At 72.9% G+C, this 23,719-nt stretch carries 26 protein-coding genes; 14 read left to right on the top strand and 12 right to left on the bottom strand.

Features of this window, described 5'->3' with window-relative positions:
• Positions 1-15: 15 nt before the first annotated feature.
• Positions 16-630, bottom strand: coding sequence for a TetR/AcrR family transcriptional regulator (locus JOD66_RS13455; RefSeq protein WP_204837363.1), 615 nt, complete (start codon positions 628-630; stop codon positions 16-18).
• Between the two features lie 150 nt (positions 631-780).
• On the opposite strand from JOD66_RS13455, the gene JOD66_RS13450 reads away from it, so the two are divergent.
• The 4 genes from JOD66_RS13450 (at position 781) to JOD66_RS13435 (ending at position 4,780) form a co-directional block, all read left to right on the top strand.
• Positions 781-1,569: an SDR family NAD(P)-dependent oxidoreductase gene (locus JOD66_RS13450; protein ID WP_204837362.1), complete on the top strand. Its 789-nt coding sequence runs from the start codon at positions 781-783 to the stop codon at positions 1,567-1,569.
• Between the two features lies 1 nt (position 1,570).
• A complete protein-coding gene (locus tag JOD66_RS13445) occupies positions 1,571-2,701 on the top strand; it encodes a DUF5938 domain-containing protein (RefSeq protein WP_204837361.1) in 1,131 nt (376 codons plus the stop codon).
• 4 nt (positions 2,702-2,705) lie between these two features.
• Positions 2,706-4,250, top strand: coding sequence for an acyl-CoA synthetase (locus tag JOD66_RS13440; protein ID WP_204837360.1), 1,545 nt, complete (start codon positions 2,706-2,708; stop codon positions 4,248-4,250).
• Positions 4,251-4,420: 170 nt separating this feature from the next.
• A complete protein-coding gene (locus tag JOD66_RS13435) occupies positions 4,421-4,780 on the top strand; it encodes a hypothetical protein (protein WP_204837359.1) in 360 nt (119 codons plus the stop codon).
• A 229-nt stretch (positions 4,781-5,009) separates the two neighbouring features.
• On the opposite strand, the gene JOD66_RS13430 is transcribed toward JOD66_RS13435, so the two are convergent.
• Both JOD66_RS13430 and JOD66_RS13425 read right to left on the bottom strand, forming a co-directional pair.
• Positions 5,010-5,654, bottom strand: coding sequence for a CoA transferase subunit B (locus JOD66_RS13430; protein ID WP_204837358.1), 645 nt, complete (start codon positions 5,652-5,654; stop codon positions 5,010-5,012).
• A 1-nt stretch (position 5,655) separates the two neighbouring features.
• Positions 5,656-6,360, bottom strand: coding sequence for a CoA transferase subunit A (locus JOD66_RS13425; RefSeq protein ID WP_204837357.1), 705 nt, complete (start codon positions 6,358-6,360; stop codon positions 5,656-5,658).
• A 104-nt stretch (positions 6,361-6,464) separates the two neighbouring features.
• Between JOD66_RS13425 and JOD66_RS13420 the strand changes: the two genes are divergently transcribed.
• Positions 6,465-7,214, top strand: a complete 750-nt coding sequence (locus JOD66_RS13420; RefSeq protein ID WP_204837356.1) for an IclR family transcriptional regulator — start codon at positions 6,465-6,467, stop codon at positions 7,212-7,214.
• Positions 7,215-7,601: 387 nt separating this feature from the next.
• Here JOD66_RS13420 and JOD66_RS13415 read toward each other — a convergent pair whose 3' ends face one another.
• A complete protein-coding gene (locus tag JOD66_RS13415) occupies positions 7,602-7,958 on the bottom strand; it encodes an ArsR/SmtB family transcription factor (protein ID WP_204837355.1) in 357 nt (118 codons plus the stop codon).
• Between the two features lie 68 nt (positions 7,959-8,026).
• Here JOD66_RS13415 and JOD66_RS13410 point away from each other — a divergent pair, with 68 nt between their 5' ends.
• Positions 8,027-8,998, top strand: coding sequence for a cation diffusion facilitator family transporter (locus tag JOD66_RS13410; RefSeq protein WP_239545230.1), 972 nt, complete (start codon positions 8,027-8,029; stop codon positions 8,996-8,998).
• On the opposite strand, the gene JOD66_RS13405 is transcribed toward JOD66_RS13410, so the two are convergent.
• On the bottom strand, positions 8,976-10,259 hold the full coding sequence (locus JOD66_RS13405; RefSeq protein WP_204837353.1) for a hemolysin family protein: 1,284 nt from the start codon (positions 10,257-10,259) through the stop codon (positions 8,976-8,978). The two genes, JOD66_RS13410 and JOD66_RS13405, sit on opposite strands and share 23 nt — an antisense overlap.
• Positions 10,260-10,390: 131 nt before the next feature.
• Here JOD66_RS13405 and chrA point away from each other — a divergent pair, with 131 nt between their 5' ends.
• Positions 10,391-11,776, top strand: a complete 1,386-nt coding sequence (gene chrA / locus JOD66_RS13400; protein WP_204837352.1) for a chromate efflux transporter — start codon at positions 10,391-10,393, stop codon at positions 11,774-11,776.
• A gap of 145 nt (positions 11,777-11,921) precedes the next feature.
• Here chrA and JOD66_RS13395 read toward each other — a convergent pair whose 3' ends face one another.
• Together JOD66_RS13395 and JOD66_RS13390 are read right to left on the bottom strand one after the other, a co-directional pair.
• Entirely contained in the window at positions 11,922-12,467 is a 546-nt protein-coding gene (locus JOD66_RS13395; protein WP_204837351.1) for a GNAT family N-acetyltransferase, read from the bottom strand.
• A 90-nt stretch (positions 12,468-12,557) separates the two neighbouring features.
• Positions 12,558-13,970, bottom strand: coding sequence for an MFS transporter (locus JOD66_RS13390; protein WP_204837350.1), 1,413 nt, complete (start codon positions 13,968-13,970; stop codon positions 12,558-12,560).
• A gap of 133 nt (positions 13,971-14,103) precedes the next feature.
• Between JOD66_RS13390 and JOD66_RS13385 the strand changes: the two genes are divergently transcribed.
• The 4 genes from JOD66_RS13385 to JOD66_RS13370 are packed head-to-tail and all read left to right on the top strand — an operon-like array spanning position 14,104 to position 17,831.
• Entirely contained in the window at positions 14,104-14,394 is a 291-nt protein-coding gene (locus tag JOD66_RS13385) for a metal-sensitive transcriptional regulator (RefSeq protein ID WP_204837349.1), read from the top strand.
• Between the two features lie 59 nt (positions 14,395-14,453).
• Complete coding sequence (locus JOD66_RS13380; RefSeq protein WP_204837348.1) at positions 14,454-14,660, top strand: heavy-metal-associated domain-containing protein; 207 nt, start codon at positions 14,454-14,456, stop codon at positions 14,658-14,660.
• Complete coding sequence (locus tag JOD66_RS13375) at positions 14,657-15,571, top strand: DUF8832 domain-containing protein (RefSeq protein WP_204837347.1); 915 nt, start codon at positions 14,657-14,659, stop codon at positions 15,569-15,571. The genes JOD66_RS13380 and JOD66_RS13375 overlap by 4 nt, the downstream gene beginning before the upstream one ends.
• 43 nt (positions 15,572-15,614) lie before the next feature.
• The gene (locus JOD66_RS13370; RefSeq protein ID WP_205126375.1) at positions 15,615-17,831 is read left to right on the top strand and encodes a heavy metal translocating P-type ATPase; all 2,217 of its coding nucleotides are present in this window, start codon (positions 15,615-15,617) and stop codon (positions 17,829-17,831) included.
• An 11-nt stretch (positions 17,832-17,842) separates the two neighbouring features.
• Here JOD66_RS13370 and JOD66_RS13365 read toward each other — a convergent pair whose 3' ends face one another.
• Positions 17,843-18,448 (bottom strand): TetR/AcrR family transcriptional regulator, encoded by a 606-nt coding sequence (locus JOD66_RS13365; protein WP_204837346.1) that lies wholly within the window; start codon positions 18,446-18,448, stop codon positions 17,843-17,845.
• A 90-nt stretch (positions 18,449-18,538) separates the two neighbouring features.
• Between JOD66_RS13365 and JOD66_RS13360 the strand changes: the two genes are divergently transcribed.
• The 3 genes from JOD66_RS13360 to JOD66_RS13350 are packed head-to-tail and all read left to right on the top strand — an operon-like array spanning position 18,539 to position 20,939.
• Entirely contained in the window at positions 18,539-19,285 is a 747-nt protein-coding gene (locus tag JOD66_RS13360; protein ID WP_204837345.1) for an SDR family NAD(P)-dependent oxidoreductase, read from the top strand.
• Between the two features lie 32 nt (positions 19,286-19,317).
• Complete coding sequence (locus JOD66_RS13355; RefSeq protein ID WP_204837344.1) at positions 19,318-20,190, top strand: amidohydrolase family protein; 873 nt, start codon at positions 19,318-19,320, stop codon at positions 20,188-20,190.
• Between the two features lie 53 nt (positions 20,191-20,243).
• Positions 20,244-20,939: a VOC family protein gene (locus tag JOD66_RS13350; protein ID WP_204837343.1), complete on the top strand. Its 696-nt coding sequence runs from the start codon at positions 20,244-20,246 to the stop codon at positions 20,937-20,939.
• Here the strand turns inward: JOD66_RS13350 and JOD66_RS13345 are convergent.
• From JOD66_RS13345 to JOD66_RS29505, 4 genes are read right to left on the bottom strand one after another with little or no spacing between them, the layout of a single operon-like run.
• Positions 20,855-21,196: a DUF2784 domain-containing protein gene (locus JOD66_RS13345; RefSeq protein WP_204837342.1), complete on the bottom strand. Its 342-nt coding sequence runs from the start codon at positions 21,194-21,196 to the stop codon at positions 20,855-20,857. The two genes, JOD66_RS13350 and JOD66_RS13345, sit on opposite strands and share 85 nt — an antisense overlap.
• 25 nt (positions 21,197-21,221) lie before the next feature.
• Positions 21,222-21,839 (bottom strand): GrpB family protein, encoded by a 618-nt coding sequence (locus JOD66_RS13340; RefSeq protein ID WP_204837341.1) that lies wholly within the window; start codon positions 21,837-21,839, stop codon positions 21,222-21,224.
• Complete coding sequence (locus JOD66_RS13335; protein WP_204837340.1) at positions 21,836-22,492, bottom strand: response regulator; 657 nt, start codon at positions 22,490-22,492, stop codon at positions 21,836-21,838. The genes JOD66_RS13340 and JOD66_RS13335 overlap by 4 nt, the downstream gene beginning before the upstream one ends.
• Positions 22,489-23,676 carry a sensor histidine kinase gene (locus JOD66_RS29505; RefSeq protein ID WP_204837339.1) on the bottom strand — a complete coding sequence of 396 codons (1,188 nt, stop codon included), beginning with the start codon at positions 23,674-23,676 and terminating at the stop codon, positions 22,489-22,491. The genes JOD66_RS13335 and JOD66_RS29505 overlap by 4 nt, the downstream gene beginning before the upstream one ends.
• Positions 23,677-23,719: the final 43 nt, after the last annotated feature.

Below are 23,719 nucleotides of genomic sequence, written 5' to 3'. Positions count from 1 at the left end.
CGCCTGGGGCATGTCCTAGGGCCCGAGCAGCACCGGCATCAGCTCACGGACCTGGTCGCGCAGGTCGTCGAGCACGCCCTCGCGCTCGCAGAGGTAGCCGAGCAGGGCCTGCTGGAAGAGCCCGTCGAGCAGCCCGTAGGTGACATGGGGGGTCATCGCGGCGGGTCGCCCCGCCAGCTCGGCGTACGTCGAGACGACCCGCCAGACCATGTCCTCGAGGGTCTGGTCGATCTGGAGGACGGCCTCGCGCAGGCTCTCCTCGAACATGCTCTGGGAGCGCAGGTCGTACCAGAGGCGGTGCATCGGCGCCTCGTCGACGATGGTCTCGGCGAGCTTGTCGGCGAACGCCTCGACCAGCCCGTCGGCGGTGGTGGCGTCGGCCACCACGCCGTCGTAGCGGTGCACGCAGGTCGCCTTGTACTGCCGCACGCAGTAGACGATCAGCTCGAGCTTGTCGTGGAAGTAGTAGTGGACGACGCCGTGGGAGAACTCGGAGTTGTTCGCGATCTCCCGCAGGCTGGCGCGGGCGTAGCCGAGCTCGCCGAGGGTCCGCAGGGCCGAGTCGGCCAGGGCGCGGCGGCGCTCGTCGTGCTTGTCGGCGGGCGTGCGACGCGCGGTCGCTGTCGTCATGGGACCCGACCCTACCGCCTCGACGGCCGATCTCTGGACGGTCGCCCAGATTTTTCTGGACAATCGTCAAGAGAAGTCTTGACAGTCGTCAAGGAAACGGAGTTGTGTGGCCCACGTCACCCCACGAGCACGACGAAGGAGTCGCACACCATGACCGATGCCGAACTGAGCGGGCGCACGGCGCTCGTCACCGGCGGCGCCCAGGGCCTGGGCCGCAAGTTCGCCGAGCACCTCGCCGCGGCCGGCGCCACCGTCGTGATCGCCGACCTGCAGGACGCCAAGGGCAAGGAGGTCGCCGACGCCGTCGGCGGCCACTACGTCCACCTCGACGTCACCCAGGACGACTCGTGGGCCGCCGCGGTCGGCGCCGCCGTCGAGCAGACCGGCGGACTCGACATCCTGGTCAACAACGCCGGCATCGAGATCGCCGGGCTGTTCGTCGACCTCGACCCCGACGTCGTCCGGCGGATCTTCGACGTCAACGTCGTCGGCACCTCCCTCGGCATCAAGCACGCCTTCCGCACCATGGGCCCGGGCGGACCGGCCGGCAAGGGCGGCGTGGTGATCAACATCGCCTCGGTCGCCGCGACCATCGCCTTCCCCGCCCTCTCGGCGTACTCCGCCTCGAAGTCCGCCGTCGACCGGATCACCCGGATCGCCGCGATGGAGAGCGGCAAGCTCGGCCTCGGCGTCCGGGTCAACTGCGTCTACCCCGGCCTGGTCCCCAACGAGATGGGCGCCGGGCTGGCCAACGAGATGACCACCCTCGGCCTGTTCCCCTCCCCCGAGGAGGCGGTGGCCGGAGTCGTGGCGCTGACCCCGTCGGGCCGCCTGGCCACCGAGGACGAGATCGCCGACGCGGTCGCCTTCCTCGCCTCCGACCGAGCGCAGTTCGTCAACGGCGCGGGCCTGCCGGTCGACGGCGGAATGGGGATGTGAGATGAGCACCACCAAGCCCGTCGTCGTCTACGGCGCCTCCGGCTACACCGGCCGGCTGATCTGCGAGTACCTCCGCGAGTTCGGCGTCCCCTTCGTCGCCGCCGGCCGCTCGGCCGACAAGCTCAAGGACTCGATGGACGCCCACGTGCCCGGCATCGAGACCGCCGACTACGACATCGTCGAGGTCGGCCACTCCGTCGAGGCGCTCACCGAGCTGTTCCGCGGCGCCTCGGTCGTGTGCAACACCGTCGGCCCGTTCTCCAAGTACGGTCCCGAGGTGGTCGAGGCCTGCCTCGCCACCGGGACCCACTACCTCGACACCACCGGCGAGCAGGACTGGCTGATCACCTGCGACGAGCGCTGGGGCGCGGACTTCGCGGCCGCCGGCCTGCTGCTCTCCCCCGGCATCGCCCAGATGTACACCACCGGCGAGATCGCCGCCGAGCTGTGCCTGGAGAAGCCGGGCCTGGACACCCTCGACATCGCGGTCTTCTGGGGCGGATCCCCCACGATCGCGTCCACCCAGACCATCCTGGTCAACGCCGCGACGTCGAGGGCCCACTACCTCCAGCAGAACCAGTACGTCGAGTTCGACCCCACCCAGGGCCTGGTCCCGCTCGTCGTACCGGGCCAGCACGAACTGGCGCTCTCCCTGCCGTGGGGCGGCACGTCACACCCGGTCTGGTACCGCAAGGACCCGCGGGTCGCGAACTGCAAGGCGCAGGGCGGGGTCTTCAACGCGGCACTGATGAACGGCGTCCCCCAGATCGTCGCGGGCGCGCTCGAGGCGACCAAGGACATGTCGGAGTCCGAGCGCGACGAGGCGCTGACCGCGACCGCGGCCCAGGTGATGAACCAGATGCCCCCGCGCGAGAACCCGCGGCTCAACAAGTCGCTCGACTCCGTGCACGCCTCCGGCCCGCTCGGCCGCGCGCACTGCGTGATCCACGGCAACCAGAACTACAAGCAGACCGGCCTGCTGCAGGCCTACGCCGCGTACTCGCTGCTCCAGCAGCCACCGCTGCGGGTCGGCTTCGCGTCGGGCTGCAAGGCGTTCGGCCATCGCGAGCTGCTCGGCCAGCTGCGCGCCTTCGGCCTGGTCGCCGAGCCGGTCCTCACCGTCGAGGGCTGAGCGGATGCGACTGGTCGAGTACCTCGACAAGGGCGCGTCACTGGGGGGAGACGCGCCCTGCCTGGTCTGCGACGGGCGGACGTGGACGTACGACGAGGTCCGCGACCTCGCCGGCCGGATCGCGTCCGCCCTGGTGGGCCGGGGGGTGCGTCCGGGCGACAAGGTCGCCATCCTCTCCTCGAACGACCCGGTGGCCTTCACCTGCGTCTTCGGGATCAGCCGGGCGGGCGCGGTCTGGTGCCCCGTCAACCCGCGCAACGAGGCGGACGAGAACCGCGAGCTGCTCGACCTCTTCGACTGCTCGGTGCTGGTGTTCCAGGCGTCGTACGCCGACCTCGTGGACAGGATCCGCGGCGACCTCCCGCGGGTCACCACGCTGGTCTGCCTCGACGGCGACGTCGCCTGGGCGCTCGGATGGGAGGAGTTCCTGGCCACCGGCACCGAGCAGGTGGACCGCCCCGCCGACGACGACCTCGCGATGATCGTCGGCACGGGCGGGACCACCGGCCGGCCCAAGGGTGTGATGCTGACCGGCGCCAACCTGGAGACGATGACGGCGCTCACGCTCATCGGCTACCCGTGGCCCGAGCGGCCGGCCCGGCCGACGTACCTCGCCCTGGCGCCCCTGACCCATGCCGCGGGAGTGCTCTGCTTCCCCGTGCTGACCCAGGGCGGCGCCATCGTCGTGATGAGGCAGCCGGACGTCGGCGCCTTCCTGACCGCGGTGCAGGAGCACCGGGTGACGCACACCTTCCTCCCGCCGACGCTGATCTACATGGTGCTCGACCACCCGGCGCTGGAGATCACCGACCTGAGCAGCCTGCAGTGCTTCTGGTACGGCGCCGCGCCCATGTCGGCGCGCCGGCTGGAGGAGGCGCTGACCCGGATCGGGCCGGTGCTGGCGCAGCTCTTCGGCCAGACCGAGGCACCGATGATGATCTCCACGATGGCCCCGCGCGACCACTTCCGCGCGGACGGGAGCATCGCCCACGAACGGCTGTCATCAGCGGGGCGGCCCGCACCGCTGGTGACGGTCTCCATCATGGCCGAGGACGGCACCGTGCTGCCCCCGGGCGAACGCGGCGAGATCGTGGTCCGCAGCTCGCTGGTCATGCGCGGCTACTACGAGAACCCCGAGGCCACCGCCGAGGCGTCGGCGTACGGCTGGCACCACACCGGCGACATCGGGTACGTCGACGAGGACGGCTTCCTGTTCATCGTCGACCGGGCCAAGGACATGGTGATCACCGGCGGCTTCAACGTCTACTCGACCGAGGTCGAGCAGGCGCTGATGGCCCACCCGGCGGTCGCGGACTGCGCGGTGATCGGCCTGCCCGACGAGAAGTGGGGCGAACGGCTGACCGCCGTCCTGCAGCTGCGCCCCGGCCGGTCGGTCACGCCCGAGGAGGTGCGGGCGTTCGTCAAGGAGCGGATCGGGAGCGTCAAGACGCCGAAGCAGGTGGAGGTCTGGGCGGACCTGCCCCGCTCGAAGGTCGGGAAGGTGCTCAAGTCCGAGATCAAGGAGCGGCTGGGCAGCGAGAAGGTATAGCCGGTCCCATCAGCATCAGGGCTGATCCTCACGGAGCTCAGATCGCCCCGACGGCCACTGCATCGACGGTTCGCGCATGATCCCAAGCGAGTCATGGACCTCCTGGTCCCGGGAGGAGCCTACTGGGCACCGGCCTGATCACCAGGTCGGCTCTCGCGGAAGGAAGCGCCATGAATCGCTCTCTGAAAGTCGCCGCCACGATGCTCGCGGGCATCGCCGCCCTCACCGTCGCTCCGGGTCCGGCTCATGCCGCCAATCTCACGGTCAACACGACCGGGGCACGCGCGTACTGGAACGACGCCGCGAACAACCTGACCGCGACGGACACAGCACCAGACGGCGATGCCGCGGTCGCCCAACTCCGCCGCCCCAACGGCGACATCGTGACCGTCGTGGCCAGTGGGGGATCGGGTACCTCCGCCACCAGCACCATCTCGATCGCGGAGGACGTGAGCATCGCCGTCCGAGCGTGTCGGCGAAGCAGTGGCGCCATCACGGGGTGCAGTAGCTGGGTCGGCACCGCTTCCTGACGGGCTGCCTGCCGTGACCCCCCGAGAGTTTCGCGAGCGGCTCGAGCACGAACTGACCGGCGCCGAGAAGGACGCTCCGCCGATGCCGCCCCTGTCAGAGATCCTTCGACGTGGGCGACGGGCGCAACGGAGGAGGCGACTGGCGATCAGCCTCCTCGGCGCACTCGCCGCAGCGACGCTCGCCGCCTTGCTGCTGATCTAGGTTGATCCATCGCGGCGGCCCGGAGGTTCACCCACCGGGGGCCGGGTCGAGGAGCGGTGCGCCGGTCAGCTCGCGGACCTTCGCGGCGTCGACCCCCGGCGCGACGTCGAGGAGCACCAGGCCCTCGGGGGTCACGTCGAGGACGGCGAGGTCGGTGATGATCCGGTCGACGACGCCGGCACCGGTGAGCGGCAGGGTGCACCGCTCCACGATCTTGGGCGTGCCGTCCTTGGCGACGTGGTCGGTGATGACCACGACCCGGCGGGTGCCGGCGACCAGGTCCATCGCGCCGCCCATGCCCTTGACCAGCTTGCCCGGGACCGTCCAGTTGGCGAGGTCGCCGTTGGCCGCGACCTGAAGCGCGCCGAGGATGGCGATGTCGACGTGGCCGCCGCGGATCATCGCGAAGCTGGTGGCGGAGTCGAAGAAGGACGCCCCCGGCGCGGTGGTGACGGTCTGCTTCCCGGCGTTGATCAGGTCGGCGTCCTCCTCGCCGTCGTAGGGGAAGGGGCCCATGCCGAGCAGCCCGTTCTCGCTCTGCAGCAGCACGTTGACGCCCGGTGGCAGGTGGTCGGCCACCAGGGTCGGGATCCCGATGCCGAGGTTGACGTAGTCGCCGTCGTTCAGCTCGCGGGCGGCGATCGCCGCCATCTCGTCGCGACTCCAGGCCATGTCAGGCACCCACCCTCTCGCGCACGATGCGCTGCTCGATGTCCTTCGGACGGTCGCTCGCCCGGACCGTGACGTCCACGAAGATCCCGGGCGTGATCACGTCGTCGGGGTCGAGGTAGCCGTCGAGCACGTGCTCGGCCTCGGCGATGCAGACCCGGCCGCTCATCGCGACCAGCGGGTTGAAGTTGCGTGCGGTCATCCGGTAGCGCAGGTTGCCCTCGGCGTCCGCGGTGTGGGCGTGGACCAGCGCCAGGTCGGCGACGATGCCGCGCTCGAGCACGAAGGTCTCGCCGTCGAACACCTCGTGCGGCTTGCCCTCCGCGACCTCGGTGCCGACGCCGGTGCGGGTGTAGAAGCCGGCGATGCCGGAGCCGCCCGCGCGCAGCCGCTCGGCGAGCGTGCCCTGCGGGCAGAACTCCACCTCGAGCGCGCCGTCGAGGTACTGCTGCGCGAACAGCTTGTTCTCCCCGACGTAGGACGCGATCACCTTGGCGACCTGGCTGTTCTCCAGGAGCACGCCCAGGCCCTTGCCGTCGACGCCCATGTTGTTGGACACGATGGTCAGGTCGCGCACGCCGCTGTCACGCACCGCCTCGATCAGGTCGCGCGGGATGCCGCACAGGCCGAAGCCGCCCACGGCGATCGTCATTCCGTCCCGGACCCGCTCGGCCACCGCCGTGCGCGCGTCGTCCACCAGCTTCCTCATGCCTGCCATCACCGCCGACGCGCGCGGCTCTCGTCAACGAAGTGACCGGGCAGCGGATGCACTCGGCCGTGGGCGTCCACTCAGTGGACGCGTAGGATCGGCTCGTGGAGCGCGCGCCGGGGGTCGTCGAGAAGGTCGCCGCCCTGCTCCGGGGGCTGTCCACCGCCGAGTCCGGTACGACGACCACCGCGCTCGCCGCGGCCACCGACCAGCCGCGGGCGACCACCCACCGGTTGCTCGAGTCACTGGCGGCCGAGGGCCTCGCCGACCGCGACCCCCAGACCGGGCGCTGGTTCCTGGGCCCGGAGACCTACGTGCTGGGCATGGCCGCCGCCACCCGCTACGACCTCACCAACGAGGCCCGCGCCAGCGTGCTCCGGCTGGCCAAGGAGACCGGGGAGAGCGCCTTCTTCTCGGTGCGCCGCGGCGACGAGACGGTCGTGCTGCTGCGCGAGGACGGCGACTTCCCGATCCGCTCCTACGTGCTCTACGAGAGCGCCCGCTTCCCCCTCGGGGTCGTCTCGGCCGGCATCGCCATCCTCGCCCACCTGCCGGACCGCGAGATCGACGCCTTCCTGGCCCGGGTCGACCTGACCGCGGAGTGGGGACCGCAGCACTCCGCGGCGGCGATCCGGCGCCGGCTGGCCGCCACCCGGCGTACCGGCTGGTCGCTGAACCCGGGCCACGTCGTGGAGGGCTCGTGGGGGATGGCCGCCGCCGTCTTCGACAAGACGGGCCGGCCGGAGTGGGCGCTCACCCTGACCGGCGTCGAGCAGCGCTTCCGCCGCGACCGGCAGCCCGTCCTCGGCAGGCTGCTGCTCGAGGAGGCGCACCGGCTGTCACGGCTGGCGTGACGGTGAGGTTGACATCGTGGGCGATATCAACCGAGACGAGGCGGTGGGCGTGAGCGACGTTCTGGTACGCGGCGTGCCCGAGGCGACCCCGGAGGACTACCAGCGGTCGAGGGAGGCCATGGTCGACCTCGGTGACGACGACGCGATGCGCGCAGCCTGGTCGTGACCGATCGCTGGCTGATCGACAAGTCGGCCTACGTCCGCCTCGGTGACGCATCCCCGACCTGCCGATCGCCGCGGCGGCCGAGCTCGCGGGACTCACCGTCCTCCACGTCGACAAGGACCTCGAGCTGATCGCGAGCGTGACGGAGCAACCCGTGGAGAGGCTGCGCGGCGAGTGGTGACCTGAGCGGCGGCGCGGCCGGGGTGGCTGGTCTCGTGCGCGGGCTACCGTGGGTTCCGCTGGGGGGATGCCAGACCGAGCCGGAGGTGCTCGGCGTGGTAGATCGCCTGGTCCAGCAGCTCGGCCACGTGGTCGTCGTAGAGCTCGTAGACGATGGTGCGCCCGTCGCGGTTGCCGGTGACCAGGCCGAGGTTGCGCAGCAGCCGGAGCTGGTGGGAGACCGCCGGCTGCTCCATGCCGATCGCCTCCACGAGCTCCGAGACCGTGGCCGGGCCGCGACGGAGCCGGTCGAGGATGAGCAGCCGGCTGGGGGTCGCCAGCGCCTGGAGGGTCGCCGCCACCGACTTGGCCGCGGCGGCGTCGAGCTCGCGCGGCGCGCGGTGGCGCTCTCCGTGTCCCACGCCTCGCATCGTAGTGCCCGATCTCGGGGCGTTTGCATGCACATATATGCATGTCTCAGTATGGGTCCATGACCGAGCATCACCACCACGGCCCCTGGGCCCGGGTCCGGCACCTGGTCGTCCCCCACTCCCACGATCCGGCCGAGGGGATCCGCAGCGCCGAGGAGAGCAGTGGCGTCGGCATCCGCGCCGCCTGGATCGGGCTCGCCGGGATGACGGCGACGGCCCTGCTCCAGGTGGCGATCGTCGCGATCTCCGGCTCGACCGCGTTGCTGGCCGACACCGTCCACAACCTGGGCCACGCCGCCACCACGGTGCCGCTGATCCTCGCCTTCCGGATCGGCCGACGTCCGAGCAGCCGGCGCTACCCCTACGGCCTGCGCCGTGCCGAGGACCTGGTCGGCCTGCTCATCGGCCTGATCGTCGCGGCCTCGGCGGCCTGGATCATCGCCGACTCGATCGACGCACTGCTGCACCCGCGCGAGCTCACCCACCTGGGCTGGGTGTTCGCGGCCGGCGTGGTCGGCCTCCTCGGCAACGAGGCGGTCGCGGTGTACCGGATCCGCGCCGGGCGCCGGATCCACTCCGCCGCGCTCGTCGCCGAGGGCCAGCACGCCCGGGCCGACGGGCTCAGCTCGGTCGCGGTGGTCGCCGGCGTGGTCGGCGTCTGGGCCGGCGTCACCCGGGCCGACGCGATCGTCGGCCTGCTCATCGGGCTGATGATCCTCGGCGTGCTGGTCGCGACCATGCGCACCGTCGTGCGCCGGCTGATGGACGGCGTCGAGGACGGGGTCCTCGACGAGCTGACCAGCGCGGCGACCACCGTCCCCGGCATCGCCGGCGTCGAGCGGGTCCGCGCCCGCTGGACCGGTCACCGGATCGAGGGCGACCTGGTCGTCCGGGTCCCGCCGGACCTGAGCCTGCTCGAGGCGCACGCCGTCGCCGACCAGGTCGAGCGCTCACTGCACGACGCCGTGCCCCACCTGGAGAACCTGGTCGTGCACGTCCACCCCGCGCTCAGCCCACCTCGACCTGCGTGATCCGGCGCCCGTCGACCGCGGCCACGCGGAGCACGCGGTCCCCGACGGCGACCTCGTCGCCGACCTCGGCGACCCGGCCCAGCCGGGCCAGCAGGTAGCCCGCCACCGTCTCGTAGTCACCGTCCGGCAGCAGCAGTCCGGTCTCCTCGGCGACGTCCTCGATGGTCAGCCCGCCCGACACCAGCACCGGGCCCACCGGGCCCTCCGCGGGCCCGGTGGGCGGCTGGTCGGGCTCGGGGTCGTACTCGTCGCGGATGTCGCCGACGATCTCCTCGACCAGGTCCTCGAGGGTGACGATGCCGTCGGTGCCGCCGAACTCGTCGACCACGATCGCGAGGTGGGTGCCCTCCTTGCGCAGGAGCACGACGGTCGGCAGCAGCGTGTTCGTGCCGGGCAGGTGGAGCACCTCCCGTCGTACGTCGGCGACGGTCCGGCCGGCCGGGTCGCCGCCGGCGAGCAGGTCGCGGACGTGGACGAAGCCGATGATCTCGTCGAAGCTCTCGCCGATGACCGGGAAGCGAGAGTAGGGCTGGTCGACCACCCACGCCGCAGCCTCCGCGAGCGGCAGGTCGCCACGCACGAACACCACGTCGCCGCGGGGCCGCATCACCTCCTTGAGGTTGCGGCGGGTGGCCCCGAAGACGTCGCCGAGGATCCGCCGCTCCTCGACGCCGAGTCCCTCGTTGCTGGCGACGATCTCGCGCAGCTCGTCGCGGCTGACCTCCTCCGAGGTGGCGTCCGGGTCACCGCCCAGCAGCCGCACCAGGGCGTTGGTGGACACCGACAGCAGCCAGATCACCGGCCGCATCAGGTTCGCGAACCGGTCGAGGACCGGCCCGGTGAGCAGCGCGACGCCCGCCGCCCGCTGGAGGGCGAGGCGCTTGGGGACCAGCTCGCCGAGCACCAGCGAGAGGTAGGCGATGAGCAGGGTCATCACGACCAGCGCCACGGTGTCCGCGGCGTCGGGGCCGAGACCCAGGTCGACGAGGTACGGCGCCACGTCGGGCGCGAGCGTCGAGCCGCCGTACGCCGCGGAGAAGAAGCCCGCCACCGTCACGCCGATCTGGACGGCCGAGAGGAAGCGGTTGGGGTCGCGCGCGATCGCGGCGACCCGCTCGCCGCGGCCACCGCGCTGCGCGAGCTGGGTCAGCTGGGTGTCGCGCAGGGACACCAGCGCCAGCTCGGTCGCGGCGAAGACGCCGCCGACCAGCACGAAGGCCACCACGAGGCCGAGGTTCACGAAGGTCTGGGAGTCGATCATCGCCGTTCACCCGCACTCGGCCGCGCGGATGAACGGGAACGACATCGGGACGAATCCATGGCCAGATCGTAGGGGCGGACCCCACGCGGACGGGACACCAGCGCGACACCGGGGCGTGCTTCACTGCCGTCGTGACCGCGCGCGACCACGACAGCCATCCCGTCGGCGGCGACGTGATCCCGCTGCGCGAGGCGACCCGGGCCTGGTTCCAGATCTCGCTGCAGACCTTCGGGGGCCCGGCCGGCCAGATCGCGGTCATGCAGCACAAGCTGGTCGACGAGAAGCGCTGGATCGGCCAACGCCGGTTCCTGCACGCGCTGAACTTCTGCATGCTGCTGCCGGGGCCCGAGGCGCAGCAGCTCGCGATCTACACCGGCTGGCTGCTCAACGGGGTCCGCGGCGGGCTGATCGCGGGCGGGCTGTTCGTGCTGCCCGGGATGCTGGCCCTGCTCGCCCTGTCCGGCATCTACGTCGGCTACGGCGAGACCGGCCTGGTCACCGCGCTGTTCGCCGGCCTCGCGCCCGCGGTGATCGCCATCGTCGTCCAGGCGGTCCACCGGGTCGGGCGGCGGGCGCTGCACCACCCGGCCCTGGTCGCCCTGGCGGTCGCGTCCTTCCTCGCCCTCACCTGCTTCGCGGTGCCCTTCCCCGCCGTCGTCCTCGCCGCCGGGCTCCTCGGCTGGCTGCTCAGCCTGCGTCTGCCCGCCCTGCGCGAGCCTCCCGCGGCGGCCGCCACCGACGGACCGGAGCCGCTGATCAGCGACGACGCGCTGCACCACGAGCTGCCCACCGTCCGCCGCTCCGGCACCGTCCTGCTGCTGGGCCTGGTGCTGTGGTTCGCGCCGGTGGCGGCGTTCGCCCTGCTCGCCGGCCGGACCGACACCTCCGTGTTCGTCGACCAGGGCCTGTTCTTCTCCGGCGCCGCGGCCGTCACCTTCGGCGGCGCCTACGCCGTGCTCTCGTACGTCGCGCAGCAGGCCGTCGGCGTCTACCACTGGCTCGCGCCGGGCGAGATGGTCCGCGGCCTGGCGCTCGCCGAGACCACCCCCGGCCCGCTGATCATGGTGGTCCAGTTCGTCGCCTTCGTCGGCGCCTACCGCCACCCCGGCTCGCTCGACCCCTGGGTGGCCGCGGTCCTCGCCTCGCTGCTCGTCACCTGGGTGACCTTCGTCCCGTGCTTCCTGTTCGTCCTCCTCGGCGCGCCGTACGTCGAGCGGCTGCGCGACAACCGCGGCCTCGGCGCCGCCCTCACCGGCATCACCGCCGCCGTCGTCGGCGTGATCGCGAACCTGGCCCTGTTCTTCGCGCTGCACACCCTGTTCGACGACAACCGCACGATCGTTGCCGGGTGGCTGCACCTCGACGTCCCCGTGCTCGGTTCCGCGGACCCGGTGGCCTTCGGGATCACCGCCGTCGCTCTCGTCGTCATGTTCCGGCTCGGCTGGAGCCCGCTGCGGACGCTCGGGCTTTGCGCGGCCCTGGGCGTGGGCGTGTTCCTCATCGGGTTGGCGGGCTAGGGAGGGGCTCGCCGGGCGGATCCTCCCGTCGTACCCGGCGAACGGGCTGCCCTTTCGCCCGAACGACGACCCATTTGCCGGGTACGACGCAACTCCCCCGACCACGCGCGACCCACGCGCGAACGGGCGCGACCGTGCACCGCCCTCAGGCGGCGGGGAGGACGAGCACCCGCACCTCCGGCGCGTCCTCCCCCGCCGCCTCCCGCAGCCAGGCCGGGCGCAGCCGGAGCACCTCGGCCCAGCCGGACCCGAGGTACAGCGCCAGGGCGGCCGCGTGGAGCGGCAGCACCTCCAGGCAGGGGTGCAGCCCGGCGGCGCGGATGTCGGCGACGACGGTGTCGTGCAGCAGCCGCCCCACGCCGAGCCCCCGGGCGCCGGTGCCGACGAACAGGGTGCTCACCCAGCCGAGCTCGGCGACCTCGCAGCCGTGCGCCCGGGCGCAGGCCTGGTTCATCGCCGCCGCCTCGGCGAAGCCCGCCGGCGGCCCGGTGCGGCAGACGTGACCGACCGGGCGGCCGTCGAGCTCCGCCGTCCAGGCCGCGGCCGCGTCCTCGGCGTGGAGGAACTGCTCGACCGGGATGGGGAGCGGGTCACGGAACGGGTACCGGGTCGCCGGCTGCTGCTCCCACAGGACCTCGGCGAGTCCGGCGAGGTCAGCAGCACGACGCGGACGGACCTGGAGCGCTGCCACGCGCCGATCCTCGCACGAGCGTCCCGGCCAGGGCCGCCGCCGCGCAGCGCAGGGCGCACGCGGCGGCGACCCGGGCGACGTCGCGAGCGCTCACGAGGCCCGGCCCCGGAGCAGCGCGGCCGACGCCAGCGCACCCACCGCGGCGACGACGGCGGCGCCCACGAAGGCGGCGGCGTAGCCGTCGGTGAGGGCGACCGGGTCACCGAGCCGGTCGGCGCCGGCGGCCGCGGCGACGGCCGTCATCACGGCCAGGCCGAGGGCCGAGCCGATCTGGTAGCTGGTGTTGACGATGCCCGAGGCGAGACCGCCCTCCTCCGGCGGTGCGGCGGAGATGGCCGTGCCGAGGGTGGGGATGAAGGCGAGCGACATGCCGAGCGCGGCGACCAGCGACGCCGGCAGTACGTCGACGGCGTAGCTCCCGTCGGGGTCGATCATCGCGAGCCACGCCATGCCGGCGGCGAGCAGCACCAGCCCGGTGACCGTCGCGGCCCGCACCCCCAGTGCGGCGAGCACGCGCGGGGCGAGCAGCACCATGCCGACCATGATCAGCAGCGTCATCGGCAGCAGCGCGGCGCCGCTGGGGAAGGCGGTGAGGCCGAGCACCTGCTGCAGGTAGAGGTTGAGGAAGAACCACATCGGGATCCAGGCGGCGCCGAGCAGGAGCTGGGCGAGGTTGGCCGCGGCCAGGTCGGGGGCCCGGAAGATGCCGAGGCGCACCAGCGGGTCGCGGCCGCGCGCCTGCTGGGCGACGAAGACGGCGATCAGCAGCACGCCCGCGCCGAGCACCCACCAGGTGCGCGCGGCGCCCCAGCCGACCTCGGGAGCCTGGACCACGGCGTACACGAGGGCGGCGAGGCCGGCGGTCACCGTGACCGCGCCGACGACGTCCACCCGCCGCGAGGCGCCGGCGCGACCGCCCGGCATCGAGGCGGGCACGAGGGCGAGGATGACCACCGCGATCGGGAGGTTGATCGCGAAGACCCACGGCCAGCTGAGGTACTCGGTGATCACGCCGCCGAGGAAGACGCCGGCCGTGCCGCCGGCGGGCGCGGCGGCGCCGTACAGCGCCAGCGCCTTGGTCAGCTCACGCGGGTTGCCGCCGAACAGCATCATCAGCAGGGTCAGCGCGGCGGGCGCGATGAGTGCGGCGCCGGCTCCCTGGACCGCCCGGCCGGCGAGCTCGGTCCCGACGTCGCCGGCGACGGCCGCGACGAGCGATCCGGCGCCGAGGACGACCCAGCCGGCGGCGAAGACGGTGCGCGCGCCGAGGACGTCGGAGATCTTGCCGCCGAGCAGCAGCAGGCCGCCGAAGGCGACCACGTAGGCGTTGAACACCCAGGACAGGTTCTCCGGGGTGAAGCCGAGGTCGCGCTGCATCTCGGGCAGGGCCACGCCGATGATCGACGTGTCCATGATGACCATGAACTGGGCCGCGGCGATGACCGCGAGCCCGAGCCAGCGCCGGTTCTGAGGACCGGCCTCCGGTGGGGTGTGGACTGACATCTCGATCTCCTTCTTGACGGATATGTACCCTAGGGGGGTACCGTACTCACGAGATCGGGACGGTAGCACGGAATACCGCAGGGGGGTATCCTGTTCAGGCAGGACGATCCCCCCGAGACGAAGGACAGAGGCCATGGCACACAGCTACATCGCCAACCGCACCAAGGACGACTACCTCAAGCGGCTGCGCCGCATCGAGGGTCAGGCGCGGGGTCTGCAGCGGATGGTGGAGGAGGAGCAGTACTGCATCGACATCCTCACCCAGGTCTCCGCGATGACGAAGGCCCTCCAGTCCGTCGCCCTCGGCCTGCTCGACGAGCACCTGGCGCACTGCGTCGTGAACGCCGCCCAGGAGGGAGGTGAGGAGGCCGACATCAAGCTCAAGGAGGCCTCCGACGCCATCGCCCGCCTGGTCCGCTCCTAGGGCAGACCTGCCCTAGGCGTCCCGATCCCGCATCACCCACCCACCGAGAGGAAGCTCCGATGAGCACCACCCAGACCTTCACCGTCACCGGCATGACCTGCGGCCACTGCGTCGCCTCCGTCACCGAGGAGGTGCAGGAGCTCGCCGGCGTCGAGGACGTCGCCGTCGACCTGCCCACCGGTGCGGTCACCATCACCAGCGCCGCCCCCCTCGACGAGTCCGCCGTCAAGGCCGCCGTCGAGGAGGCCGGCTACCAGCTCGCATGAACACCCCGGCGCGGCTGGCCGGCTTCGCCGGCGTCGCCGCGGTCGTGTTCGGCATCGCGCTCCTCGCCGGCCGGGTCGTCGGCCCGGTCGACGTCGAGGAGCCGACCGCCCACGACGCCCACCAGAGCTCCGACGCCGGGACGACGACCGAGATCCCAGGAGGACTCATGACCTCGCAGGACGGCTACACCCTCACCCTCGACCGCGCCGAGGCCCCCGCCGGGAGCGCGGTGCCGGTGAGCTTCACCATCACCGGACCCGACGGCGCCCCCGTGACGTCGTACGACGTCCAGCACGAGAAGCAGCTCCACCTGATCGCCGTACGACGCGACTTCAGTGGCTTCCAGCACGTCCACCCCACCCTCGACGGCGGCACCTGGTCGACCGACCTCGCGCTGACGCCGGGCAGCTGGCGGCTGTTCGCGGACTTCAAGGCCACCGGCGGCGAGGCGCTCACGCTCGGCACCGACCTCGCGGTCGACGGCGTCTACGAGGCCGCGCCCGCCACCGAGGAGAGCCGCACCACCACCGTCGACGGCTACCAGGTCACCCTCGACGGCGACCTGTCCGCCGGCGCCGACGCGATGCTCACGCTGAGCGTCAGCAAGGACGGGCGGCCGGTCACCGACCTGCAGCCCTACCTCGGTGCCTACGGCCACCTGGTCGCGCTGCGCGGCGGCGACCTCGCCTACCTCCACGTCCACCCGGACGGCGAGCCCGGCGACGGTACGACGGCGCCCGGCCCCGACGTCGTCTTCCACACCGCGGTCCCGAGCGCCGGGACCTACCACCTCTACCTCGACTTCCAGCACGACGGCGTCGTCCGCACCGCGGCGTTCACCGTCACCGCCGGGGGCACCGGGGAGAGCCGGCCCCAGGAGCACGGAGAGAGCAGTGGACACGCACACTGACCCCGCGACCCCCGACCAGCAGGTCGAGCTCGCGCTCACCGGGATGACCTGCGCGTCGTGCGCCAACCGGATCGAGCGCAAGCTCAACAAGCTCGAGGGCGTGACCGCGACGGTCAACTACGCGACCGAGAAGGCGAAGGTGAGCTACGCCGAGGGCGTCTCGACCGACGACCTGGTGGCCGCCGTCGAGGCGGCCGGCTACGGCGCCTCGCTCCCCCGGCCGCCCGCGGCCGAGGGCGAGAGCCTCGCGGCCGAGCCGGATCCGATCACCCCGCTGCGCAACCGGCTGGTGATCTCGGCCCTGCTGACCGTCCCGGTGATCGCGATGGCGATGGTGCCCGCGTTCCAGTTCGACAACTGGCAGTGGCTCTCGCTGACGCTCGCCGCGCCGGTCGTGGTGTGGGGCGCCTACCCGTTCCACCGGGCGGCATGGACCAACCTGCGTCACGGCACGTCCACCATGGACACGCTCATCTCCCTCGGGACGCTCGCGGCGCTGGGCTGGTCGCTCTACGCACTGTTCTGGGGCACCGCCGGGATGACCGGCATGAAGCACCCCTTCGAGCTCACCATCGAGCGCAGCGACGGCAGCGGCAACATCTACCTCGAGGCCGCGGCGGGCGTCACGACGTTCATCCTGGCCGGGCGCTACTTCGAGCAGCGCTCCAAGCGGCGGGCCGGCGCGGCGCTCAAGGCGCTGCTCGAGCTCGGGGCCAAGGAGGTCGCGATCCTCGGGCCCGACGGCGTCACCGAGTCCCGGATCCCCGTCGCGGAGCTGAAGGTGGACGACCTGTTCGTCGTCCGCCCGGGCGAGAAGATCGCCGCCGACGGCGTGGTGGAGCGCGGCAGCTCCGCGGTCGACGCCTCGATGCTGACCGGCGAGTCGGTCCCCGTCGAGGTCGGCGCGGGCGACCCCGTGGTCGGCGCGACGGTCAACGCGGGAGGGCGGCTCGTCGTCCGGACCACCCGGGTCGGCGGCGACACCCAGCTCGCCCAGATGGCGCGGCTGGTCGAGGACGCCCAGAACGGCAAGGCCCAGGTGCAGCGCCTGGCCGACCGGATCTCGGGGATCTTCGTGCCCATCGTCATCCTGCTCGCGGCCGGCACGCTCGGCTTCTGGCTGGGGACGGGCAACGGGCTGGCGGCGGCGTTCACGGCGGCGGTCGCCGTCCTGATCATCGCCTGCCCGTGCGCCCTCGGCCTGGCCACGCCGACCGCCCTCATGGTCGGCACCGGCCGCGGCGCCCAGCTCGGCATCCTGATCAAGGGACCCGAGGTGCTGGAGTCGACGAAGGCCGTCGACACCGTCGTGCTCGACAAGACCGGCACCGTGACCACCGGCAGGATGACGCTGCGCGAGGTGATCGCGGCCGAGGGCGAGGACGCCGCCGAGGTGCTGCGATACGCCGGCGCGCTCGAGGACGCCTCCGAGCACCCGATCGCGCGCGCCATCGCCGACGCCGCCCGGGAGGCCGGACCGCTCCCGGCGGTCGAGGACTTCGCCAACGTGGAGGGCCTCGGGGTCCAGGGCGTCCTGGTGGACGGCGACGCGTCGCACGCGGTGCTCGTCGGGAGGCCCCGGCTGCTCGAGGAGTGGTCCCAGCATCTCTCGCCGGCCCTGACGTCGGCACTCGAGGAGGCCCAGCGCACCGGCGGCACGGCCGTCGCGGTCGGCTGGGACGGCCGGGCGCGCGGCGTGATCGTGGTCGCGGACGCCGTCAAGCCGACGTCCGCCACCGCCATCGCCGAGCTCCGCGGACTGGGCCTGCGCCCGGTGCTGCTGACCGGCGACAACGCCGTCGTGGCGCGCACCGTGGCCGCGGAGGTCGGCATCGACGAGGCGGACGTGATCGCCGACGTGCTGCCCGCCGACAAGGTCGACGTCGTCCAGCGGCTGCAGGACGAGGGCCGCGTGGTCGCGATGGTCGGCGACGGTGTCAACGACGCCGCCGCCCTCGCCCAGGCCGATCTCGGCCTGGCCATGGGCACCGGCACCGACGTGGCGATCGAGGCCAGCGACCTCACCCTGGTCCGCGGTGACCTGCGGGTCGCGGTCGACGCGATCCGGCTCTCGCGCCGGACCCTGGCCACGATCAAGGGCAACCTGTTCTGGGCCTTCGCCTACAACGTCGCCGCGCTGCCGTTGGCCGCCGCGGGGCTGCTGAACCCGATGCTCGCGGGTGCGGCGATGGCCTTCTCGTCGGTGTTCGTGGTGTCCAACAGCCTGCGGCTGCGTCGGTTCCGGGCCACCGCCGGCTGACCACGGGCCGATCAGGCGCGGATGCCGGCGAGGTAGAGCGCGATGCACTCCTCCTCGAGCCGCTCGAGCGGGTAGACCTGCGAGGGCTGGTACCAGCGCACGGTCAGCCACAGCCCGTCCCGGATCAGCCGGAAGGCCACCCGTACGTCGAGTCCGGCCCGCACCGAGCCGTCGGCCATCCCGGCGCGCAGGCTCGCCAGCCACGCCTCCTGCAGGCCGTTGGTGATCTCGCGCAGCCCGGCCGGCGTCCCCGCGGCGCGTAGCAGGGCCGCGTCGCGCTCGTAGATCTGCGAGGCGTGCGGGTGGCGGTGCATCACGCGCAGGGACGCCCGGATCAGGCCGACGACCCGGTCGGCGCCGGTGCGGGCGCCGGCCAGCTCGGCGTCGTACGCCGTGCCGAGCTCGGCGACATAGGCGGCCACCAGCTCCCCGGCGATCTCCTCCTTGGCGGCGAACTGGTGGTAGAGGCTGCCGGACTTGAGGTCGGCGGCGGTCGCGATGTCGCGCACGGAGGTGGCGGCGACGCCGTGGGCGGCGAAGAGCGGAGCCGCGGCGTCGAGGATCTGTCGGCGCCGGGGCGAGACCGGGGTCGCGGTCCCGCCGCCGTCCTGCGCCATGTCGGGGATCGTAGCGGACGCTCCGCCTTCGCCGAAATCGCCCAGATACGCCTTGCCGAGGGTTGGTAGCGATCGCTACGGTCGATCTCCATGAACCTCCCGCCCACCGCTCTGCCCCTCGCCCTGGTCACCGGCGCCGCCGGCGACGTCGGCGCCAGCACCGCCGCGCGGCTCCATGCCGACGGTTGGCGGGTGCTGCTCGCCGACGTGGACCTGCCGGCCACGCGGGAACGGGCCGACGAGCTCGGGCAGCACGCCGCCGCGACGTACCTCGACCTCGCCGACGAGCGCTCGGTGCGCGCCGTCGCGGAGCGGGCCGCCGCCGAGCAGGTGAGCGCACTGGTGTCGTGCGCTGGGGTGGCCGCGGTCGGCCGCTTCGTCGACAGCACGCCGGCCACCTGGGACCGGCTGCTCCGGGTCAACCTGCGCGGTCCGATGCTGCTCAGCCAGGCGCTGCTGCCGGCGCTGGCCCGCGCCACCCACCCCCGGATCGTGTACGTCGCCTCCGACAGCGCGCGGGCCGGGGCGGCCCACGAGGCGGCGTACGCGGCGAGCAAGGCCGGCCTGCTCGGCCTGGCCAAGTCCCTCGCCCGCGAGCACGCCCGCGACGGGGTCACCGTCAACGTGGTGTGCCCGGGTCCGGTGCGCGGGCGGATGGTCGAGGAGCACATGGCCGGCCGGCAGGCGATGCTGGACAAGCTGGTCGCGGCGATCCCCGGCCGGCGGCTCGGCGACCCCGACGACATCGCCGCCGCCATCGCCTGGCTCAGCAGCCCCGACGCCGGCTATGTCACCGGCCAGACGCTGAGCGTCAGCGGCGGCCTGACCATGCACTGAGCCACCACCTGTCCCCAATCCGAGGAGCCCCCATGACCCCACCGACCATCGTCGACGCCCACGCCCATCTCTGGGACCCGGCGGCCCATCCGTGGTACCCGGGCCTGCACGCCTTCGCCGAGCACGCCGCGAGCCCGTGGCTGCTGGACCGCCATCGGTACACCGACTACGCGGACCACCACGCCGGGGTGCCGCTGGGCGGCCTGGTCCACGTCTCGGCCGCCACCGCACCGCACGCCTATCTCGCCGAGGCGCGCTGGCTGGAGGAGGAGCTCGCCGCCGCCCCGGTGCCGGCGGTCACCATCGGCACCGTCGACCCGCTCCTCCCGGCAGCCGAGCTGGTCGCCCACCTCGACGAGCAGGCGGCCTCGGTGCGCTTCCGCGGTGCCCGGGTCTACGGCGGCCTGGAGCCCGACTCCCCGGCGACCCCGGTGCTCCTCGACTGGCTGGCCGGCCACGGCCTGGTCTTCGACCTGGTCGCCTCGCCCGGCAGCCTGCCCGCCTGGGTCGACGTCCTCGCCGCCCACCCCGGCCTGGCCGTCGTCCTCGAGCACCTGGGCACGCCCCACGACATCACGCCCGACGGGCGCGCCGCCTGGGCGGCGACCCAGCGCACCGTCGCGGAGAGCACCGACTGGGTGTGCAAGTTCTCCGGCCTCGGCATGGTGCTCCCCGAGGTGGACGCCGACACCGTCCGGCCGTGGCTCGAGGGCGCCGTCGACGCCTGGGGCTGGGACCGGCTGCTCTTCGGGTCGAACATGCCGATCGACTCGCTGCACGTGCGGCACGCCGACCTGCTCGCGGTGATCGTCCCGCTCGTCGGCTCGCTGGCGAGCCCGGCCGAGGCCGAGCGCTTCTTCGCCGGGAACACCCGGGCGACGTACGACCTGCCGGTCGCCGGCTGAGGTCGTCAGGAATCGAGAAGCGGGGAGCGGCCGCTGGACCTAGCGTCGGGGACATGAACTCCCTCGACACCCTCCTCCTCGAGGTGGCCGACCCGGCCGCCGCCCGTGACTTCTACGCCCGCGCCTTCGGCCCGGACCTGCCGCTCGACGTCCGCGCCACGGACGCGCCCACCGAGGGCTTCCGCGGCTTCCACGTCTCGCTGACCATGGCGCAGCCCGCCGACGTCGACAGCCTGGTCGCGTCCGCCGTGGCGGCGGGCGCCACGACGATCAAGCCCGTGACCAGGTCGTTCTGGGGCTACGGCGGCGTGCTGCGCGCGCCCGACGGCGCGATCTGGAAGGTGGTCAGCTCCTCGAAGAGGAACAAGGGACCGGCCACGCGTGAGATCGAGAGCATCGTGCTGCTCCTCGGCTGCGCCGACATCAGCGCCACCAAGCAGTTCTACCTCGACCGCGGGTTCGCGGTCGCGCGCAGCTTCGGCAGGAAGTACGTCGAGTTCGAGCCCGGATCGGGCGCGGTGACCCTCGGCCTGCTGCCCCGCAAGGCGCTGGCCAAGGACGCCGGCGTACCGATCGAGGGCGGCGGCTCACACCGCCTGGTCCTGGTCGGCGGCGACACCGCGGCGACCGACCCGGACGGCTTCGCCTGGGAGCCGGCGCGGGCTCAGCGCACCGCGAACCCGAGCCACGAGCCGAGGATGACGGTCGCCACGACCACCTCGACCCGGCGGGACAGGCGCGAGGGGTAGACCCGGTCCTCGAAGTAGTGGGCGATGAACCCGCGCTCGTGCAGCTGCGGCTTCCCGGCACCCTCGCGGCCCCAGTTCTCCAGCCGCGACAGCGGGCAGGCCGCGTCGGTGGCGGCCATCCGGCCACCCCAGGCCGCGGCGGCGAGGTGGGGGAGGAAGACCCACGGCATCAGCCAGGCGAGGAAACCACCGACCACGGTGAAGCCGACGAAGAGCACATGCACCACGAAGGCTCCTGCTGCGACGACCCGGTGCATGGACCCGAAGTGTAGTGACACGCTGTCACGGGTCGATCGTCAGCCCCGCCGCCGTGAACGCCCGCGCGTAGATCTCCCGGACCACCCGCTCCTTGCGGGCGTTGTACTGCATGCCGTGCTCGCCGGCGGCGCTCGCCGCGGCGGACGCGGCGAGCTTGGCGGCGGCGTACCGCTCGCGCTCGTCGGGGTTGCCGCGCAGCCAGTCGCGGAAGATCCGGTGCCGGACGGTCTCGGGGCTGTCGGGGCCGAAGACGTGGAGATGGGTGGCGGGGTCGGCGCCGCGGAGCAGGCGGTGCTCGAACCACCAGGGCTCGCGGACGCGGAGCACGAAGCCGACCGCCTCCAGCGCCGGGACGTACGCCGACTCCTCGGCCGGCTCGGCGACGACCAGGTCGATGTCGATGACCGGCTTCGCGGGCAGGCCCGGGACGGCGGTGGAGCCGACGTGCTCGACGACGAGCGCCCGCCAGCCGAGCGCGCCGCGGATCCGCGCCGCGACCTCCTCGAAGTGCGCGGGCCAGGCCGGGTCGGCCGGGACGACCGCGACGTCGGGCGACGGTCCGCCGGCCACCCAGGGCGTCGCACCCGGCGGGACCGGCGCGTCGTGGAAGGTGACGATGTCGGCGCGGGTCGGCACGCTCACCCCACCAGCCCGTGCTCGTGGGCGAACACCACGATCTGCACCCGGTCGCGCAGCCCGAGCTTGCGCAGGATCGCGCCCACATGGGTCTTCACCGTCGACTCGCTGAGGAAGACCTGCCCCGCGATCTCCTGGTTGGACAGCCCGCGGGCGACCGCGGCGAAGACCTCGCGCTCCTTCTCGGTGAGGCCGAGGTACGCCGCCGGCGGCGCCGCGGCCGCCTTGAACTGGCTGTCCAGCAGGGTGGACAGGTCCGCCGGCGCGAGCACGGCGTTGCCGGCGTGCACGGTGCGGATCGCGTCGCGCAGCATCACCGGGGTGGTCCCCTTGAGGAGGAACCCGCTGGCGCCGTACCTGATCGCGGTCGCGGCCCGGTCGTCGAGGTTGAAGGTGGTGAGGACGACGACCCGCACCGGCTTCTCGCGGCGGGCCGCCCGGTCGGGCAGGAAGATCTGCCGGGTCGCCTCGACGCCGTCCATCTCCGGCATCCGGATGTCCATCAGCACCACGTCCGGCGCCAGCTCGTCGACCAGGCGGACGGCCTCGACACCGTCCGCGGCGGTGCCGACGACAGCCATCCCGTCCTGGGCGTCGACGATGACCCGCACGCCCTCGCGGAAGAGCTCCTGGTCGTCGACGAGCAGTACCTCGATCATCGGTTCCTCACCGGCACCCACGCGGTCGCGGTGAAGGTCGGCGGCTCGGCCCGGCGGCGTACGTCGAGATGACCACCGACCGCCTCCAGCCGGCGTCGCATCCCGTCGAGGCCCTGCCCCCCGCCGGGCGGGACGTCGCCCGGAAGCACCGCGTTGCGCACCTCGATCCGCAGGTCGCCCTCCCAGTGCCGCTCGACGTGGACCGGCTGGTCGCGGCGGCCGTGCTTGATCGCATTGGTCAGCATCTCCTGAAGCACTCGGAACGCGACGACGGCCAGCTCCGGCGGCATCGGCTGCGGCGTGCCGACCTCGGTCGTCAGCACCTCGTGCCCGCTCGCGCGTACGCCGTCGACCAGGCTGTCGAGGTCGGTGTGCTGCACCGCTCCGGCCTGCGACTCCGACGTCGAGGCGAGCACCTGGCGCACGTCCTCCAGCGAGGAGCGCGCCGAGCCGGCGATGTTGGCCATCGTGGTCTTCAGGCCCTGGGTGTCGGCGTCCTCGAGGTACTGCGCGGACTCCGCCTGGGCGAGGATCACGGCGAGCGAGTGCCCGACCACGTCGTGCACGTCGCGCGCGAGCTGGGCCTGCTCCTCGCGCAGCCGGGCGATCTCCTCGGCCTGGTCGCGCTGCGCCTCGGCGGCGACCTGGGAGCGCCGGGAGTCCTGCGAGCGGGCCGCGAAGCGCAGCGCCAGGCCCAGCAGCCAGGGCGTCGCCATCAGCGCGAAGCCGATCAGCCCGGCGACGATCCGCCAGTCGTAGCCACCGCTGCGGTAGGTCTCCACCGCGATCCGGTTGATGCCGAGGACGTCGAGCGCCTGGTAGAAGGAGTACGGCGAGGTGATCAGCACCGCGAGCCCCACACTGACCGGGATCGAGAATCCGCTCAGCCACACCGTCGGCAGGCTGCCCCACCGTGCGCAGCCGAAGGCGACCGCGGCGAGCACCACCTCGGTCAGCATCGGGTCGACGCCGAGCCACAGCTGGACGAGGCCGGTGCCCCAGGCCACGACCAGCGCCGCGCCCGGCAGTCGCCGGCACAGGCCGACCGCGAGCGCGACCCCGGCCAGCACCAGCAGCGGTGGCCACGGGTCCGCCTCGGCGGAGCCCTTGACCTCGACCAGCGCGAGCGCCACGACGGCCGCCGCGGCGAGCAGGTCGGGCAGCCAGCGCTCCGCACGCTTCACGCCGGTCCTCCCTCCAGGTCGGTCTCGATGGTCTGCGGACAGC

Origin of the sequence: Nocardioides nitrophenolicus, from assembly GCF_016907515.1 — a bacterium.
GTDB lineage: Bacteria > Actinomycetota > Actinomycetes > Propionibacteriales > Nocardioidaceae > Nocardioides > Nocardioides nitrophenolicus.
The sequence above is the reverse complement of the archived record's forward strand: the minus strand, read 5'-3'. Positions and strand labels throughout refer to the sequence as shown.

Bases quoted from the DNA above. Each gene is read 5' to 3' on its own strand.
- JOD66_RS13455 (WP_204837363.1), bottom strand. From the start codon at position 630: ATGACGACAGCGACCGCGCGTCGCACGCCCGCCGACAAGCACGACGAG.
- JOD66_RS13450 (WP_204837362.1), top strand. From the start codon at position 781: ATGACCGATGCCGAACTGAGCGGGCGCACGGCGCTCGTCACCGGCGGC.
- JOD66_RS13445 (WP_204837361.1), top strand. From the start codon at position 1,571: ATGAGCACCACCAAGCCCGTCGTCGTCTACGGCGCCTCCGGCTACACC.
- JOD66_RS13440 (WP_204837360.1), top strand. From the start codon at position 2,706: ATGCGACTGGTCGAGTACCTCGACAAGGGCGCGTCACTGGGGGGAGAC.
- JOD66_RS13435 (WP_204837359.1), top strand. From the start codon at position 4,421: ATGAATCGCTCTCTGAAAGTCGCCGCCACGATGCTCGCGGGCATCGCC.
- JOD66_RS13430 (WP_204837358.1), bottom strand. From the start codon at position 5,654: ATGGCCTGGAGTCGCGACGAGATGGCGGCGATCGCCGCCCGCGAGCTG.
- JOD66_RS13425 (WP_204837357.1), bottom strand. From the start codon at position 6,360: ATGAGGAAGCTGGTGGACGACGCGCGCACGGCGGTGGCCGAGCGGGTC.
- JOD66_RS13410 (WP_239545230.1), top strand. From the start codon at position 8,027: ATGACCGAGCATCACCACCACGGCCCCTGGGCCCGGGTCCGGCACCTG.
- JOD66_RS13405 (WP_204837353.1), bottom strand. From the start codon at position 10,259: ATGATCGACTCCCAGACCTTCGTGAACCTCGGCCTCGTGGTGGCCTTC.
- JOD66_RS13390 (WP_204837350.1), bottom strand. From the start codon at position 13,970: ATGTCAGTCCACACCCCACCGGAGGCCGGTCCTCAGAACCGGCGCTGG.
- JOD66_RS13385 (WP_204837349.1), top strand. From the start codon at position 14,104: ATGGCACACAGCTACATCGCCAACCGCACCAAGGACGACTACCTCAAG.
- JOD66_RS13380 (WP_204837348.1), top strand. From the start codon at position 14,454: ATGAGCACCACCCAGACCTTCACCGTCACCGGCATGACCTGCGGCCAC.
- JOD66_RS13375 (WP_204837347.1), top strand. From the start codon at position 14,657: ATGAACACCCCGGCGCGGCTGGCCGGCTTCGCCGGCGTCGCCGCGGTC.
- JOD66_RS13370 (WP_205126375.1), top strand. From the start codon at position 15,615: ATGACCTGCGCGTCGTGCGCCAACCGGATCGAGCGCAAGCTCAACAAG.
- JOD66_RS13365 (WP_204837346.1), bottom strand. From the start codon at position 18,448: ATGGCGCAGGACGGCGGCGGGACCGCGACCCCGGTCTCGCCCCGGCGC.
- JOD66_RS13360 (WP_204837345.1), top strand. From the start codon at position 18,539: ATGAACCTCCCGCCCACCGCTCTGCCCCTCGCCCTGGTCACCGGCGCC.
- JOD66_RS13355 (WP_204837344.1), top strand. From the start codon at position 19,318: ATGACCCCACCGACCATCGTCGACGCCCACGCCCATCTCTGGGACCCG.
- JOD66_RS13350 (WP_204837343.1), top strand. From the start codon at position 20,244: ATGAACTCCCTCGACACCCTCCTCCTCGAGGTGGCCGACCCGGCCGCC.
- JOD66_RS13345 (WP_204837342.1), bottom strand. From the start codon at position 21,196: ATGCACCGGGTCGTCGCAGCAGGAGCCTTCGTGGTGCATGTGCTCTTC.
- JOD66_RS13335 (WP_204837340.1), bottom strand. From the start codon at position 22,492: ATGATCGAGGTACTGCTCGTCGACGACCAGGAGCTCTTCCGCGAGGGC.